This window comes from Acidobacteriota bacterium (genome assembly GCA_028874215.1).
In the GTDB taxonomy this organism is placed as follows: domain Bacteria; phylum Acidobacteriota; class UBA6911; order RPQK01; family JAJDTT01; genus JAJDTT01.
The window spans coordinates 1-17,232 of the sequence record JAPPLF010000018.1 but is presented as its reverse complement, the minus strand read 5'-3'; the positions used below and the strand labels follow the sequence as shown (position 1 = coordinate 17,232).

The window sequence follows — 17,232 nt, the reverse complement described above, 5'->3', positions numbered from 1 at the left end:
GCTCCTCGGCGCGGCGGCGATGGCGCTCGGCGGCGGGTCCTGTGGATCCGGAGAGCGCCCGCAGGAACCACTTCCGGAACCTCGGCCCCGTCCGGTCAAGTCCGTTGAGGTGTCCGCCCAGGGTGGAGCCCGGGTCCTCCGTTTCACCGGCGTTGCGAAAGCAGAGAGGAGTGCCGGCCTCGCCTTCCGAGTCTCCGGCAGGGTCCACAAGTTGCATGTCGAGCAGGGGGAAATCGTCCAGGAGGGAGCATTGATCGCAGAAATCGACCCGGTGGATCTGGAGATCCAGGTGCGCGAAATCGAAGCCTCCCTGTCCGAAGCCAAGGCCCGGGAGGTTCTGGCGACTTCAGAATTCCAGAGAATCCAAGGCTTGTACGAGACGGACAGCGTCTCGCAGGGCGATTTCGAGTCGGCTCTGGCGCAACGCGAATCGGCGCGGTCGCGTGTCGAATCGGCCCAACAGAGACTGGAGCTGTCCAAGCTGCAAGTCGGCTACGCCACACTGCGGGCGCCCGTCGCCTGCGCCATCGCCGAAGTCAAGGCGGAAGAGGGCGAGTTCCTCCAGGCCGGGTCGCCGGTGGTGGAGATGGTGACCGGACGGACTCCACAGGTCGAGATCAGCGTCCCCGAGAACCTGATCTCCCAGATACGAGGCGGCACAGCCGCGACCGTGACCTTCTCCGCGTTTCCGGGACGCACTTTCGCCGGCCGTGTGAGAAACGTGGGAATCGTCCCCTCCCAAGGGGTCGCCACCTACCCGGCGACCATCGAACTGCAGCGCACATGGCGCGACGAGTCGGGCACTTCGAAGGGCGTTCCCATCGCTCCGGGCATGACCGTCGAGGCAGAGATCGAATCCTCCTCCGACGATGCCTCGTCCCGTCTCGTGGTCCCGTTGAGCGCCATCGCCTCCGATCGGGAAGGCACTTTCGCCTATATCGTCGAATTCGGCAGCGACAATCTGGGTTTCGCGCGGCGGCGGGCCGTAGAAACGGGGCGGCTGGTGGCCGGCGGCATTGAAGTCCTGACAGGGCTCTCCTCGGGGGACCAGGTGATCACCGCCGGCGTCAGCCGACTCCAGGACGGGCAGAAAGTGCGCCGGATCGCTCCGCCGCAGAGACAGCAGTGAATCTCACGCGTTTCGCCATCTCCAACGACCGTCTCACCGCCGTCATTCTCCTGGCGACTCTGCTGGGCGGCGTCATCGCCATCCGGACCATGGAGCAAACCATGGACCCCGGCTTCACGATCCGCACCTGCCAGATCGTGACCGGTTTTCCGGGCGCAAACCCGGAACGCGTCGAGGATCTGGTCACGGACCAGATCGAGAAGGCGGTCCAGGAGATCCCCGAGATCGACTTCGTGAGCAGCACCTCGAAGACCGGAATTTCCATCGTTTCCGTGAATATCCGAAACGAGTTCAATGACATGCGTCCGATTTGGGACAACGTGCGGCGCAAGGTGGAAGCGGTCGCCCGCCACCTCCCCGAGGGCGCGTCTCAGCCGCAGGTGAACGACGAGTTCGGCGCCGTCTACGGAACGATCGTGGCCGTGACGGGAGACGGATTCGACTACCGCGAACTGAAGGACGTGGCGCAGCAACTGCGGGACGCGCTGCTCAGGCTCGCCAACGCCGGCCGCGTGGACATCGTGGGGATGCAGGACGAGCGCATCTTCGTCACGTACAACGACGTCCGGCTGGCCGAGCTGCAGCTCTCCGTAAGCCAGATCAGCCAGATTCTCGAGTCCCGCAACATCCTGATCTCCGGCGGAAGCATCGTGGAAGGGCGGGAGCGTTTCGAGTTGGAGCCGTCGGGGAGCTTCGAAACGGTGGAGCAATTGAAGCGGACCGTTATCAGCGCACCCGACCAACCGGAATTCCTGCACCTGGAGGACATCGCGGAGGTGACTCGCGGCTACGTCGATCCCCCCGAGAGCATGGTGCGAGCCAACGGACGACCGGCCCTGGCCGTGGCGGTCTCGGTTCGAGAGGGCGGCAATGTCGTCGCGCTCGGAAAGGAATTGCGGGAAGCGCTCGACCGGCTGCGGGGCCGGTATCCGCTCGGGATCGATCTGGACATCGTGGCCTTCGAGCCGGTCCGTGTCGAGAACAAGGTCAACGATTTCGCCATCAGCGTTCTGCAGGCCGTCGTCATCGTGCTGGGCTGCATGCTGCTCATGCTCGGCCTTCGCACCGGTCTGGTGGTCGCGGCCCTGGTGCCCTGCGCCCTCCTGACCAGCCTCCTCGTGATGGCGTGGTTGGACCTGGGACTGAACCAGATGACGCTGGCCTCGTTGATCATCGCCTTGGGCATGCTGGTGGACAATGCCATCGTCATGAGCGAATCCATCATGGTCGCCATGTCCCACGGAACTCCGCGCGTGCAGGCTGCCGTCCAGTCCGCCAAGGAGCTGCGCGTTCCATTGCTGACCTCTTCGCTGACGACCTCGGCCGCGTTTTTGCCGATCTATCTCGCAGAAGGCAGCATGGGCGAGTACACCGGGGTCCTGTTCGTCGTCGTCACCATCGCGCTCCTCAGTTCCTGGCTGCTGGCGTTGACGGTCGTCCCCCTCCTGTGCTCCCGGTTCCTGCGCGTTCCCGCCGCCGAGCGCGGACAGGAATACGCGAGTCTCTTCTATCGAGCTTACCGGGTACTCCTGCTGGCCATGGTAAGAATCCCCCTTCTTTCTACGGCTGTCGCCGTGGTGGTTTTCGTGGTCTCGCTCTGGGGATTCTCAAGGGTTCCCAAAGTGTTCTTCCCCGGCGACGACACGCCGATGATGACGGCCGAGTTCAAGGCGCCCATCGGCACCTCCATCGAGGAGACCCGGCGGTTTGCCGAGGAATTCGACAACTTTGTCCGGGAAGAACTTGCCGGCAACCCGGAACGTCCCGACGGAGTGGTCTCCTGGTCCACCTACGTCGGTCAGGGAGCGCCCCGTTTCACGCTCACCTATGGACCCGAACCACCGAGCCCGGAGTACGCCTATGGCCTGTTCAATCTCACGGCGGCGAATGTCCTTCCCGAGTTGGCGCGGAAGATCGAGCGATTCTGCGAAGACCGGCATCCTTCCTTCATTCCGTCGGTCGGCCCGCTCTCCCTCGGATCCGTGATCCGGAACCCGGTGGAGATCCGGATCTCCGGCAACGACCGGGATCAGGTGTTCGCGATTGCGGACGACGTCAAGAGCCGTCTTCGCTCCATCGAAGGGACCCGGAACGTGGACGACGACTGGGGTGAGATGACCAAGAAGTTGACCGTCGATGTCGATGCCGCTCGAGCGAAGCGCAACGGCGTGACTCATCAGGACATCGCGGTCTCGCTGAGGTCGATTCTGAGCGGGTACAAGGCGACCGAGTATCGCGAAGGATCCGAGATCATCCCGGTGACGATTCGGTCCGTGGCGGCCGGCCGGCAGGACATCTCGAAACTGGAGAGCCTGAACGTCTTCTCCCAGAGCCGGGGCACGTCCGTGCCCTTGATGCAGGTGGCCGATCTGGCGCTCGGCTGGCAGCCGGCCAAGGCTCTGAGCCGGAACCGGCTGACCACCGTCACCGTATCGAGTGAACTGGAAGGCGGCGCCACCGCAGCCGAGGTCACCCGGCAGATCGGCGAGTGGCTGGAGGAAACGTCGCCGTCCTGGGCTGCCGGGATCTTTTACGAAATCGGAGGCGAGGTGGAGGAGTCCGCGCGCAGCGAGGGAGCGATCGTTGCCAAGCTTCCCTATGCGGCATTGCTGATCATCATCTTGCTGGTGGCGCAGTTCAATTCGATTCGCCGGTCTCTGATCGTCCTGCTGACGATTCCTCTTGCACTGGTGGGAACCGTGATCGGCCTGCTCGTGACGGCAGCCGATTTTGGATTCATGACCCTGCTCGGGCTTATCTCCCTGGCTGGCATCGTGATCAACAATGCGATCGTCCTGCTCGACCGGATCAGAATCGAGATCCGGGAGAAAGGCCGCACCCCCGCGCATGCCGTGATCGAGGCGTCCCAGCGCCGGTTGCGGCCCATCCTGCTGACCACCGTCACCACCATCGGCGGACTCTTGCCACTCTGGTTCGGAGGCGGCCCCATGTGGGAGACCATGGCAATCGCAGTGATCTTCGGCCTGGCGTTCGCGACGATTCTCACCCTGGGCGTGGTGCCGGTGCTCTACGCGCTCCTGTTTCGGGTGAAGTTCAAAGGTTTCCGCTACGAATCGGCGGTGGCGCGCACGGCGTCCCCCGAGGACTGAGGACGCCGGAGTCGAGGCCGGCGCGGCCTCTGCTCCCATCTCGCGGAGAGCATCTTTCTCCGGGCAACTACGGGATCACCGGCCGCGATCCGCTGTCTGCCGGAATCTCCGGGCGGGTGAGGCATCGAACGATCCGTCCTGGAGAATTGGCTGGGGGACAGGGATTCGAACCCCGATAACGTGGTCCAGAGCCACGCGTGTTGCCGTTACACCATCCCCCATCCGGTGGGCCGAACGGAGCGCATTATAGCAAAACGGCTCCGCTCTGTCGGTCCCCGGCGGACCGCGTCGAGGGGTTCGGAGTCGGAGTTATTCCACCAGTTGCAGCCGCGTGGAAGCCTGATCCAAAAGGATGAGGGCGGCCTGGTAGTCGGTCCCGGGATCCCGGGAGCGGAGCATCTCCTCGGCCTTTTCCTTGTCCGCCCGGGCTTGGGAGGCGTCGATCTCTTGGGGGGATGCCACCTGCTCGGCCAGGACGATCACCCGGTCGGGAAGGACTTCGGCAAACCCGGAGCTGCAAAACAGTTGGACGCGGTCTTCACCCTCGGGGTAGGAGATGACGCCCGTCTTCAACTCGGAAAGGAGCGGCGCGTGGCCGGGAAGGATGCCCAGGTACCCTTCCGCCCCCGGTATGGTGACCTCGCCCACTTCGCCACTGAAGACCAGCCGGTCGGGCGCCACGATCTCCAACTGAAGGGCCTCGGGTAGCGCCACGATCAGGCGACCTCCTGCTCCAGCGCCTTGGCCTTCTCCAGGACCTCGTCGATGCCGCCCACCATGTAGAAGGCCTGCTCGGGAAGGTCGTCGTACTTGCCTTCGCAGATCTCCTTGAAGCCGGCGATGGCGTCTTCGACGCTGACGTAGACGCCGGGAAGTCCGGTGAACTGCTCGGCCACATAGAAGGGCTGGGAGAGGAACCTCTGGACCTTCCGGGCCCGGCTCACCGTGAGCTTGTCCTCCTCCGAGAGTTCGTCGATGCCAAGGATGGCGATGATGTCCTGGAGATCCTTGTAGCGCTGGAGAATCCCCTGGACGGTGCGGGCCACGGTGTAGTGCTCCTCGCCGATGATTCTGGGATCCAGGATGCGGCTGGTGGACGCCAGGGGATCCACGGCCGGGTAGAGGCCCTGCTCGAAGATGGCGCGGTCCAGGTTGGTGGTGGCGTCCAGGTGGGCGAACGCCGTGGCCGGCGCCGGATCGGTGTAGTCGTCCGCCGGCACGTAGATGGCCTGGATCGACGTGATGGAACCTTTCTTGGTGCTGGTGATCCGCTCCTGGAGCTCTCCCATCTCGGTGGCCAGATTGGGCTGGTAGCCCACCGCGGAGGGCATCCGTCCCAACAGGGCCGAGACCTCGGAACCCGCTTGGGTGAAGCGGAAGATGTTGTCGATGAACAGGAGCACGTCCTGCCCTTCCTCGTCCCGGAAGTACTCGGCCACCGTCAGTCCGGTCAGGCCGACCCGCAGCCGGGCTCCCGGAGGTTCGGTCATCTGACCGTAGATCAGGGCGGCCTTGTCGATGACCCCCGAATCCTTCATCTCCAGCCAGAGGTCGTTCCCCTCCCGGGTCCGCTCCCCCACCCCGGCGAATACGGAGAACCCGCCGTGGTGAGTGGCGATCCGGTTGATCAGTTCCATGATGATGACGGTCTTTCCCACGCCGGCGCCGCCGAAGAGGCCGATCTTGCCACCCTTGGAGAAAGGCTCGATCAGGTCGATCACCTTGATTCCGGTCTCGAACATCTCGGTCTCGGTGCTCTGGGACTCAAGGCTGGGCGCAGGGCGATGGATGGGAAATCGCACCTTGGCTCCCACTTCTCCCATCTGGTCCACCGGCTCGCCCAGAACACCGAGTACCCGGCCCAGCGTTTCCCGGCCAACCGGGACCGTGATGGGCTCACCCTGGTCCACGGCCTTCATGCCCCGCACTACGCCGTCGGTCGGCTGCATGGAGATGCACCTGACGACACCCTCGCCCAGATGCTGCGCCACTTCGGCGGTGAGGTCGATCTCCACGTCGCTTTCGAAACCCTCCGAGGTGACGTGGACGGCGTTGTAGATGTGGGGGACATGTTCCGAATCGAACTCGATGTCCAGAACCGGACCGATGATCTGCAGGACTTTCCCGACGTTCTCAGACATGACTGGTCTATTCCTTTCCCGGACTCACCCTTCCAGGGCGTCCGCTCCGCTGACGATCTCGATGATCTCCGTGGTGATGGAAGCCTGCCGGATACGGTTCATGGTCAGGGTCAACTTGTCGATCATCTCCTTGGCGTTCCTGGTGGCGGCGTCCATGGCCGTCATTCGAGCTCCGTGTTCGGCCGCCTCCGACTCCAGCATCGCCCGGAAGATCTGAGTCTCCACGTGCCGCGGAAGCAGAAAGTCCAGCATCTCACGGGGCGGCTGCTCGTAGATGTAGTCGACTCCCAAATCCGCTTCCTGCTCGGCCTCCTTGATTTCGAGGCGCCGGATCGGCAGCAAAGGCTCCAGGACCACGTCCTGGCGCACCACGGATTTGAACTCGTTGTACACCAGGTAGACGGCATCCAGTTCGCTGGCCGAGAAATAGTCGATGATCCCCTTGCCGATCTCCCGGGCGTAACGGTGATCCACCCGGGTCATGATGTTCACGAACTCGTGGCGCACGGGCCAGGGCCGGCTCTTGAACCAATCCACACCCCGCCGCCCGACCAGCGTCAGGCTCAGCGTCCGGTTGGCCGCCTCGTCCTCGATGAAGCCCATGGCCGATCGGATGATGTTGGAATTGAAGGATCCGCAGAGCCCGCGGTCGCCCGTGACGACCACCAGCATCACTCTTTCGCGGTCCCGCTGTGCCAGAAGCGGGTGCTGGCCGGGATCGATCCGCCGAGCCATGGAATTGAGCACCGAGAGCATCCGGTTGGCGTAAGGCCTGGCCGCCACGATCCGGTCCTGGGCCCGCTTCAGCTTGGAAGCGGCCACCAGCTTCATGGCCCTGGTGATCTGCTGGATGTTCTTGACCGAGCGAACTCGCCGCCGGAAGTGAATCAGGTTGCCGGGCATATTGTTTCAGGCGTCCAGCCGAGGCATTGGACTCGGGTCCGGATCGGATCCGGAGGTCAGGCCGCTTTCTCGGCCAGAAAACGCTCCTTGAACTCGGAAATGGCTGCGTTCATCTTCTGGGACAACTCGTCGTCCAGGGACCCCTTGTCCAGGATCTCCTGCAAGACGCTGGCCTTGTTGGTATCCATGAAGCGGTAGAGACCGGCTTCGAAGTCGCCGAGATCCGTCACTTCCAAGTCGTCCAAGTGCCCTTGCGTGCCCGCAAATATGATCAGGATCTGTTTCTCCACGGCCAGTGGCGCGTACTGGGGTTGCTTCAGAAGCTCGGTCAGGCGCACGCCCCGGGCCAATTGCCGCTGCGAAGTGGGATCCAGGTCCGATCCGAACTGGGCAAATGCCGCCAGCTCCCGGTACTGCGCCAAATCGAGGCGAAGGGTGCCGGCGATCTGCTTCATGGCCTTCATCTGGGCCGATCCTCCCACCCGGCTCACCGAGACCCCCACACTGATGGCGGGACGGACCCCGGAATAGAACAGATCCGTCTCCAGGTAAATCTGGCCATCGGTGATGGAAATGACGTTGGTGGGAATGTAAGCGGAAATGTCTCCCGCCTGGGTCTCGATCACGGGCAACGCCGTCAGGCTGCCGCCTCCCCGTTCGTCGCTCAGCTTGGCGGCGCGCTCCAACAGGCGGCTGTGGAGATAGAAGACGTCCCCCGGGAACGCCTCGCGCCCCGGCGGCCGCCTCATGAGCAGGGAAATCTCCCGGTACGAGGCCGCGTGCTTGGACAGGTCGTCGTAGATGATGAGCGCATGCTGGCCCCGGTCCCGAAAGTATTCGCCGATGGCGCAGCCGGAATAGGGCGACAGATACTGCATGGTGGCTGGATCCGATGACGAGGCCGAGATCACCACGCAGCGGTCCATGACGCCCGCATCCTCCAGAGTCTTGACCACCTGGGCTACGGTGGAACGCTTCTGGCCGATGGCCACGTAGATGGAGATGACCCCCGAGTCCCGCTGGTTGATGATGGAGTCGATGGCGACGGCGGTCTTTCCCGTCTGACGGTCGCCGATGATCAGCTCCCGCTGTCCGCGCCCGATGGGGATCATGGAGTCGATGGCCTTCAGCCCGGTCTGCAACGGCTCGGCCACCGGTTGCCGGTCCACGACACCGGGCGCCAGACGCTCGACGGGCATGTTGGCGTCGGTGGCGATGGGTCCCTTGCCGTCCTCGGGCCGGCCCAGGGCATCCACGACCCGCCCCAACATGGCTTGTCCGGCGGGAACCTGCATGATGCGGCCGGTCCGCTTCACCTGGTCTCCCTCCTTCACCTGATGAAATTCACCGAACAGCACGGCGCCCACGTTGTCCTCCTCCAGATTGAAGGCCAAGCCGTAAACGTCGTTGGGAAACTCCACCAGTTCCAGGGCCATGACCTTGTCCAAGCCGTGAACCCGGGCAATTCCGTCACCTGCCGAGATGACGGTTCCCACCTCGCTGACCACCAGTCCCGTGTGGTAGTCCTGGATCTGACTTCTAATGATCTGACTGATCTCGTCCGCCTTGATCGCCATTTGTCTCTTCCTCTTGACCTGTCAACTCCGTCGAATCCCGATCCGGGAACGGCAGTCCGGCGCCGCGGCGCCGTTCACTCCAGCCGGCTATTCCTGGCCGATCCGCCGCCGGACCTCCTCCAACTGCGTCCGGATGGAGCCATCGTAGATAACGGATCCGACCTGGATCCTGAGCCCGCCGATGAGGGACTCGTCCTCCTCATAGGAAAGACGAACCCGGGCCCGTGACAATTCCGAAAGAACTTCGGTGAGGCGACTCCGAACCTCCGAGTCCAAACCCCTCGCCGAGGTCACCACACCCCGGACGACGCCGGCCCGCTGGTCCATGGCCTCGGTGTAAGCCTCGACGTACTCGCCGTATTCCCCGATTCGACCGTTCTCAAGCAGCACCAGAATGAAGTTGACCGTGATGCCGACCAGAGAGAGCCGGCCCGCCAACTCCTCTGTGATCCTGCGCTTGGGAGCGAAGGGAATGGCCGGATTCATCAACGTCTCCACCAACTCGGGTGAAGCCTGCAGAGCCGCGCCAAACGAGTCCAGGTCTTCCTGGACCCGCGTCTCACGGCCCTCCTGAACGGCCACTTCGGCCAGGGCCCGAGCGTACCTGCGTGCCCGTGACGAAGCCATAGTCGGTTCCTTCCAACTTGCTCAGTTTCGGCTGTCGAGGTGCTCGACGGCCCTGCCCACGACCCGGGCGTCCTCTTCAGCCGTCAGCTCCTGACTCAACCTCTGCCGGGCCAGACCCACCGCCAGATCGGCGGCGTGGGACCGGATTTCGTTCCGGGCCACGCGAGTCAGCAACTGGATCTCCGTTTCCGCTCGCCGGGTCAGGCGGTCCACATCCCGTTGGCTCCGTGCCAACACGCGCTGCCGCTCCAACTCCGATTCCTCGATCGTGGTCTGCCTCATGCCGGCCAGTTCATCGTCCAGCCCCTCGATCTGCCCCTTGACCGTCGACAGCCGCTCTTCGGCCTCCTGCAAGGCCTGTCCCGCCGAGCTGATATTTTCCTGAATGCCACGCTTGCGGTCGACCAGAAACTGCCGCAGCGGAGCTCGTAGAAAGTAGACGATGATGCCCACCAGGACGGCGAGATTAAACCACCGGCCGACGGTCTCGATCCAGCCCCAGCCGCTCCCTCCCGAGGCAGCGATCATGAGGGGCGCCGCCACCAGCAGCGCCAACCAGAGTCGCCCGTATCGCCGGCGCGAACCCTTTTTCCCTGTTCCCATGGAGGCTTCCGCCTGATCGTTCACGTTTTTTCGGTTCTCATCGGCCGGTAGCGGCTGATTCAACGGCGTTCAGGCGGCAACCGATAGCATCCGGCTGTGTCGTCAAGCCTGAATTCCGGACCCGAGCTTGTACTCGGGTTGCTGTTCACCCTCCGGAAATTTCGGGAAAAGAAAACCGGGGAAGGCCGGCAGCCCTCAGGCCCGGTCCAGAATCCTGTCGGCCAGGATTCGCGCGGTCTCCCCGGCTTCGCGACTCAGATGCCGCTTGGCCGAGTCCAGATCCGCTTCGATCTCACTCCTCGCGTTCGCCAGCATGGTCTCTGCCCGTTGGCGCGCTTGCGCAACTCGGTTGTTTCCCTCTTTCAGCGCCTCGGCTCGAACCGATTCCGCCAGCTTGTATCCCGCCTGCCTCTCCTCTGCCAGCTTCTGTTGGTATTCTTCGTGGAGAATCTGATGTTCATCCAGAATTTCCTGGACTCGACCGCTCACCTGGGTCGTCCGGGCCTGCCGTTCGGCCAGGACCTCGAAAAGGGGGCGAAAGAGTACCCGGTTGAGAATGAAGAGAGTGGTCAAAAATATGGCCGCGGCAACCGGCAGCGTCCAATCTGGTGTCAGCAAGGTTCTCCCACTCCCGTCTCTAGACGGGGCATCTTCTAACATGATCGTCCGACGCAGGTCAAGGAATCCGGGGCGAGCCCTCGCCAGCCAGTCGGCCCACGAGGAGGAAGGTAACGTCAAATGATCGCGCGTTTTATCCCGGTTGTCGTGCTCCTGTTTTCCTTTCCGGGACTGGCCCAGAACCGGGCGACCACCGCCGAGATCACGGGCCTGCTCGAAGATACGACCGGCGGCGTCCTGCCCGGCGCCACCGTGACCGCCGTCAACCCGGACAACGGCCTGACCCGCGCCGCCGTCTCCGGCCCCATGGGGTCCTACAGCATCATGCTGTTGCCGCCCGGCCGGTATGACATCCGCGCTGAGCTACCCGGATTCCGCGCCGTGCGTCTCGACGACGTGACGATCACCGTGGGCGCCCGCCGGACCATCAGTTTCACCCTCGCTCCTGCCGGTGTCGCGGAGGATGTCACGGTGACCGCAAGGACCTCCGCCGTCGAAACCACGACGGACACGTCCGACGTGACGCTCGACCGCCAGGCCATCTCGAACCTGCCCATCAACGGCCGGCGCTTCCATGATTTCGTCTCCCTGACTCCGACCGCTCAGGTCGAGCCACAGCGCGGACAGATCTCGCTGGCGGGACAACGCGGCATCAACGGCAATGTCAGCATCGACGGAGCCGACTACAACCAGCCGTTCTTCGGCGGCATCCGGGGCGGAGAACGTTCGCAGTTCACGTTTACGATTCCCCAGGAAGCGATCCGCGAGTTCCGGGTGGTCAAGGCCGGCTACTCGCCCGAGTTCGGCCGGTCGACCGGCGGGCTCGTCAACGCCATTACCGAGTCGGGCACGAACGCAACCCACGGGTCGGCGTTCTACCTCCTGCGGCCCGAGCAACTCGCGTTGCAAAACGCGTTCGGCCAGGACGCAGCGCCGACGCAGCACCAGTTCGGCGGCTCCCTGGGCGGCCCGCTTGTCCGAGACCGGGCGTTCTATTTCGTCGCCTACGAACAGCAGGAGTTCAAGGCGGGGCGCGAGGTGCGTTTCACCCGGCTCTCCGGCTTCTCGCCCACGGCGGCCAGCCGCGAAGGGTACGAACACTATCGAGGCCTCGAGACACCTTTCGACGTGACCAACGACGCCAAAGCCTGGCTGGCCCGGTTCGACTTCGACCTGGCGCGCGGAAACCGCTTCAACGTCCGCTACAACGGCAGCACGAACCGGGCCCTCAATTCCGACGGCGTCGGGGGCGTCATCGTTCCGACCACCCACCGCTCGCTCGAAACCAACGGCACGGAGGAGGATTCGACGCAGACGGCGGTCGGCCAGTTCACCGGCGCGCCGTCATCCAACCTCCTCTTCGAACTGCGCGGGCAATATTCGCGGGAGGACCGGCCGCGCTCGGCCAATGCCCTCAAGCCGCTCGTCGATCTGTCGCTCGGGGAATTCGGCACCCGCAGTTTCCGCCCCACGACGCAGTACGACTGGCGGGCGCAGGCGGGCGGCAATGTGACGTGGCTCGCCGGCTCGCACGGGGTGAAGGCAGGATTCGACGTCAACCACGTCTTCATCGACCAGATATTCGGCTTCTTCCAGAACGGCGGCTATCTCGTCTTCGGCTCGGACGTCGAGACCACACTGGACATCATCGGCGTCGGCGGCGCCATCCCCAACCGGTTCGACTCCCGCTCATTGATCTACGTTCAGCAGATCGGAAACCTGAAAAACTCGTTCGCGACCGACGAGGTCGGACTCTTCGTGCAGGACGAGTGGCGCGTGGCGCCCACACTGACGGTCAACTACGGACTTCGCTGGGACGCCCAGCTCAATCCGGCCCCCGACGCCGACAACCGGACCCTGCTCGATCAACTGGGCGGCGTCAGGTTCCCCATCGGCCGCACCGTCGACCCGTCGACGATCCCGAGCAGCCGTCAGCAGTTTGGTCCCCGGGCCGGCTTCGCGTGGGACCCCACCGGCGGCGCGAAGACTGTGGTTCGGCGGTTCACCGGCGTCTACTACGCGCGGACCCCGTTGCTGCTCCTGTCCGGTCCGATGAACAACTTCCGCGTGCCGCCGGGTGACGTGACGGTGGCCCTGCCGTTTCGCGTCCCTCCGGGGAATCCGAATGACACCCTGTACGAGCAGATGAATCTGATCGGGATCGACCTCAACGAGCGGACTCTCGACAACCTGCCGACCCTCACCCCGGACCAGATGTCGGCCATCGCCACCGCGCTCGGAATCGAGAACAACCCGTTCGCCGGCGCCCGCCTCACCCTGATGGACCGGGACTTCAGAAACCCGATGGCGAGGCAGCTTGGCGCCGGCGTCGAGCACGAGATCAGTCCCGGCTGGTCGCTGGGCGCCGACCTGCTCGTCGTCGACACGATTCACCTGCAACGCAACCGGGACCTCAACGTGCCGCTGCCGGCAGTGAGGCGCGACGATCCGGCGCAACGTCCATTCTTCGGCCTGCGGAGCGGAACGGCGCGGCCGGTGCCGGGACTCGACAGCGTGACGGTCCGCGAGTCGACCGCGTCGGCGCTTTACCGCGCGCTGACGGTCCGCTCGGAGATCCGCCGCTCCTGGGGACAGTTCAGCGCCTACTACGTGTTGTCCAAAAACGAATCCAACGACGACAACGAACGGTCGGCAAGCGGAGTGTCCTACGAGAACGGATACGACCTGGCCTCGGAGTACGGTCCCAGCAGACTCGACCGCCGGCACCAGGTCCACGTGACGGGCGTGGTCATGCTGCCCGGAGACGTCGATATCTCGACCGGAATGTACATCTTCTCAGGCGCGCCGTTCGACGCTCGAATGGGCACCGATTCCAACGAGGACCGGGGCGGCGCCGACCGTCCCTACAGCGCGCCCGGCGTGCCGTTCACCAGAAACGCGTTCCGCGACGTGCCCGTTGCCGACATCAACCTGAGGGTGCAGAAGCGGTTCTCGGCCGGCGCGGACCGGCAAGCGGTGGTTTCGCTGGAATTCTTCAACCTTTTCAACCGCGACAATGTCACGCTCCGCCAGGGTTTCTCCACCGTCGCCAACTATTGCGCCAGTTCGCGCGACTTGTCCTGTGGCCTTGACGGACGACCGTCGAACCCCAACTTCGCCCGGACCCGGGGCGAAGACGGCGAATACCTGACGGGGAACATCCCGGGACCACCCTTCCAGATGCAGATCGGCTTTCGGCTGCTGTTCTGATCAGGTTTCCAATCGGTCCGGGTTCCGGACCCCGATGAAACTACAGCCGTCCAGACCAGGCCGGACGATCCCATGGTCCCGCAGCCAGCACTTGAAGATGCCCGCGACTGCCGGCCGACCGGCACCAGCCAACGATTCTCGTATTCGGCCACTTGATAAAGCCCGCGACCCGAAAACTTCCGCCCCCGGCACTTGACGGATAAGATAATATCTTTTATCTTATCCGAATGTCTTGGGGTTTCTACGGTCGGGAGGAGGAGCTCGGGTGCCTCTTGGATCGTTTCCGGCGGCAACGTTGGTTCTTCGGAGCGATCCGAGGGCGGCGGCGAATCGGGAAGACGGCCCTGGTCCAACAGGCACTGGCCACTCACCGTGAGGACCATCAGGTTGGTCGACGCTGCCTGATGGTTCAGCTGCCCGACAGTACTCCGGCCGATTTTGCCCAAGTCTTCCGTGACGCGGCGTTCCAGTCCGGACTCGGGGGCTTGATCCCAAAGTTGAATGACGTGAGCACACTGCCAGCCATCGCCGGAGCCATCGGTTCGCTCTGCGCCAAAGGCGTCATCGTCGCACTCGACGAGTTTCAGATCTGCCTCCGAGGGCCGCTCCGCGCCCTGCCCTCCCTGCTTCAATTTCAGGTGGATCAGCTACAGGACACCGAGACCGAGGGCGGGCTCATCGTCCTCGGTTCGGTCCAGGCGGAGATGAATTCTCTTCTCCAAGACAGCCGGACACCGTTGTTCGGGAGAACGACGTTCAATTTGAATCTTGGCCCCTGGGATCTGAGAACCGTCTTCCATGTCAGTGACCTGCACCAAGCGGACGACCCGAATCGCTTTCTCACGTTGTGGACCCTCTTCGGGGGCGTTCCCAAATTCTGGAGGCACTTCGCGGAAGTGGAGGAGGTCGACCGTGTTCCCAACTGGAGCGACTGGGCCGCCGAAGTCTGCGCCAGCCTGTACCTGCGCACGGGCGCTCCGCTGCAACAGGAAGGAGAGATGTTGCTGCGACATGAGCTCCGGAGGACTTCCCTCGCTATCCTGCGGGTTGTCGCCCAACGTCCTCGATGCAGCCACGCTGACTTCAGGCGGGCACTCCCGGAAGTGACGACTCCGGGGCCCTACCTGAAAACCCTCACCGGCGACCTCCAATTGATACGGAAAGATCTCCCATTGTTGGCGGGCGACGGTACGCGTCGAGCCCGTTATTCGGTTTCCGATCCGTTTCTGAGAGCCTGGACGGCCGCTCTCCAGCCAGCCTGCATGGCCGCCCGCACCCGCCCCACCAGGGAGGTGACGCAACTCTTGATTCCCCGTCTGAGTACGCTGGAAGGGCGGGCCTTCGAGGAGTTGGTGCACTTGGCTATTGAAGAAGTCTCAAGGGCCGGCAGTACCGATTTTCCGGTGACTGCTCCGATTGGCGGATACTGGAAGCGGCCCCGGCGCGGCGGCGAAATCGAGATCGATCTGATCGCGCGCAACGATGACACTCGACGCGTACGATTCGGTTCGTGCAAACGGAATCCGAGGGAGCACGATGACGATTCATTGGCGTCGTTTCGCCGACATGTGCAGCGTTTCCTCCGGACGGACGAAGGAAGGCGATTCTCGGACTGGGACCAGGAGTGGGCACTCTACAGTCCACGCTTTCCGTCCCGACAACGGGACCGGCTGGAGACCGCCGGCTGGATCTGCCGCGACCTGTCGGACTTTCGGAATCGATTGGGCAGGAGTGATGCCGGAGCGACCGGGGCCTTCATCGTCTCCGAAAAGGTCGCCGGGAGAGACTGATGGACGCGACCAGCAACGACGGAAGGATCACGGTCGTCAACGGAAACTGGGGCCAAGCGAGTCTGACTTCCATACTGGCCGTTCTCGAATCGGCATTCCGGATGCTGACGTCGGCCTTCGGCGCCAGACCGGACGCGCCCATCCACATCTCCCGTTGGCAACAGGATTATTCCATGGTGGTCTTTGGACAGCGGCCCTACCAGATCCTGCTGAGCACCGGCGACACCTATTGGTCTCAGTATGTCTTTCAGTTCTCACATGAACTCTGCCATGTGCTGACCGGGTTCGAACGTTACCGAGAACATCGCCACAAGTGGTTCGAGGAGACCTTGTGCGAGTTGGCGTCGTTGTTCGTCCTCCATCGGCTGGCCGACGACTGGAAGCGTCAGCCGCCGCTCGCCGTGTACAGGGCGGCGCAGTTCGCGCCCAATCACCAGACCTACGCTCGCGACCGGGAGCAGCAACACTGGGCGTCCGTGGGAGGGGACCTGCCGACGTGGTTTGCCGCAAACATCGGTGAATTGGAAACGAACCGGTACGATCGCGTCCGGACGGGTATCGTGGCCGCTGCTCTACGACCCCGATTCAGTCAGGAACCGTCTTTCTGGGAATCCTGCCGATGGCTAGACCGTTGGGACCCCAACGATAACGAAACCTTCGGTGGCTACCTCGATTCATGGTGCACCGATCTGCGGCGAAACGGCCTTAAGATCGGGACACCCGAAGTCGTGCGGGGACTGCTGCTTCCGCAAAACGGCTGAGTCGAGGTCAGCGCGCCTCCTGCCACCAGTCGTGGGTTCGTTGCAGCTGCGTCCGAACATCGGCAACAACGTCGAGGAGGATTCTTCGGACTCCATGGCATCGGCGCCGGTACTCATACTCCGCCCAAGCGTACTCGATCCTCGTCTTCGCTCCACCGTCGAGGCAGTTTCGGAAGTTGCGCACAAGCAGCCCATTCGCACTGTCTGACGTCTTTGCGAGCATCTTCGCAGCCCACATCCGGGTTCCATTGACACCTGTACGCCTTGGCAACGCGGTCGTGACCGGGTTGGCCGACCGTTCCCCAAGGCTCAATGAAGGCTTTGCGGAGAAGCCTCGCTTCCCTTCCCGAACTCGCTAACTTGGCAAGGGAGAAATGCGGGACGGCCGATTCGATCAGAGTTCGTGAGATCTCTTGTCCGGTGGAGATGGCAGTCATTACCGGCGAACCATTCAGGCACTCGCGGCGTAATTCCCAAATCTTCTTACCGCGTGGAGTCAATCGATAGGGTACGGTCTCGTCCCCGTCCAGCAGTAATCCCATCGCCCGACTCGGACCGAGATAAGTCCCCAGGATGGCACCACCCTGGTTTTCTGGACAGGATACGGAATCACCTCCCAGAAGTCGGTCGATCCGATCGCGGTGAAGATCCGTTCCAAGAGCGCCAGTAGTATCGACTCCATTTTGGTCGCCGTCCAATCGGCTGGCTGCTAGCCCGACTTTACCGTGTTCGCATCAGCATAGCATTGTCCTAGCGCTTGGGC

Annotated in this window: 12 protein-coding genes and 1 tRNA gene; 5 read left to right on the top strand and 8 right to left on the bottom strand. The window is 63.4% G+C overall.

What is annotated here, in order from left to right:
- Positions 1–19: 19 nt before the first annotated feature.
- Both OXT71_03315 and OXT71_03310 read left to right on the top strand, forming a co-directional pair.
- Entirely contained in the window at positions 20–1,129 is a 1,110-nt protein-coding gene (locus OXT71_03315) for an efflux RND transporter periplasmic adaptor subunit (GenBank protein MDE2925407.1), read from the top strand.
- Positions 1,126–4,239, top strand: a complete 3,114-nt coding sequence (locus tag OXT71_03310; protein ID MDE2925406.1) for an efflux RND transporter permease subunit — start codon at positions 1,126–1,128, stop codon at positions 4,237–4,239. The genes OXT71_03315 and OXT71_03310 overlap by 4 nt, the downstream gene beginning before the upstream one ends.
- A gap of 147 nt (positions 4,240–4,386) precedes the next feature.
- Here the strand turns inward: OXT71_03310 and OXT71_03305 are convergent.
- From OXT71_03305 to OXT71_03270, 8 genes are all read right to left on the bottom strand, one after another.
- Positions 4,387–4,460, bottom strand: a tRNA-Gln gene (locus OXT71_03305).
- An 88-nt stretch (positions 4,461–4,548) separates the two neighbouring features.
- Positions 4,549–4,953 (bottom strand): ATP synthase F1 subunit epsilon, encoded by a 405-nt coding sequence (gene atpC, locus OXT71_03300; GenBank protein ID MDE2925405.1) that lies wholly within the window; start codon positions 4,951–4,953, stop codon positions 4,549–4,551.
- A gap of 2 nt (positions 4,954–4,955) precedes the next feature.
- Complete coding sequence (atpD, locus tag OXT71_03295; protein ID MDE2925404.1) at positions 4,956–6,380, bottom strand: F0F1 ATP synthase subunit beta; 1,425 nt, start codon at positions 6,378–6,380, stop codon at positions 4,956–4,958.
- Positions 6,381–6,404: 24 nt separating this feature from the next.
- Positions 6,405–7,283 (bottom strand): ATP synthase F1 subunit gamma, encoded by an 879-nt coding sequence (gene atpG, locus OXT71_03290; GenBank protein MDE2925403.1) that lies wholly within the window; start codon positions 7,281–7,283, stop codon positions 6,405–6,407.
- Positions 7,284–7,339: 56 nt separating this feature from the next.
- Positions 7,340–8,860: a F0F1 ATP synthase subunit alpha gene (gene atpA, locus OXT71_03285; protein MDE2925402.1), complete on the bottom strand. Its 1,521-nt coding sequence runs from the start codon at positions 8,858–8,860 to the stop codon at positions 7,340–7,342.
- Between the two features lie 87 nt (positions 8,861–8,947).
- The gene (atpH, locus tag OXT71_03280; protein MDE2925401.1) at positions 8,948–9,487 is read right to left on the bottom strand and encodes an ATP synthase F1 subunit delta; all 540 of its coding nucleotides are present in this window, start codon (positions 9,485–9,487) and stop codon (positions 8,948–8,950) included.
- Between the two features lie 21 nt (positions 9,488–9,508).
- Positions 9,509–10,114 (bottom strand): ATP synthase F0 subunit B, encoded by a 606-nt coding sequence (locus OXT71_03275; protein ID MDE2925400.1) that lies wholly within the window; start codon positions 10,112–10,114, stop codon positions 9,509–9,511.
- Positions 10,115–10,285: 171 nt separating this feature from the next.
- A complete protein-coding gene (locus OXT71_03270; protein MDE2925399.1) occupies positions 10,286–10,708 on the bottom strand; it encodes a hypothetical protein in 423 nt (140 codons plus the stop codon).
- Positions 10,709–10,828: 120 nt separating this feature from the next.
- Between OXT71_03270 and OXT71_03265 the strand changes: the two genes are divergently transcribed.
- The 3 genes from OXT71_03265 to OXT71_03255 all read left to right on the top strand — a co-directional run bounded on the left by OXT71_03265 (position 10,829) and on the right by OXT71_03255 (position 16,469).
- Positions 10,829–13,918, top strand: coding sequence for a carboxypeptidase regulatory-like domain-containing protein (locus OXT71_03265; protein ID MDE2925398.1), 3,090 nt, complete (start codon positions 10,829–10,831; stop codon positions 13,916–13,918).
- Between the two features lie 272 nt (positions 13,919–14,190).
- Entirely contained in the window at positions 14,191–15,708 is a 1,518-nt protein-coding gene (locus OXT71_03260) for a hypothetical protein (protein ID MDE2925397.1), read from the top strand.
- On the top strand, positions 15,708–16,469 hold the full coding sequence (locus OXT71_03255; protein ID MDE2925396.1) for a hypothetical protein: 762 nt from the start codon (positions 15,708–15,710) through the stop codon (positions 16,467–16,469). Before OXT71_03260 ends, OXT71_03255 begins: the two co-directional genes overlap by 1 nt.
- Positions 16,470–17,232 lie beyond the last annotated feature (763 nt).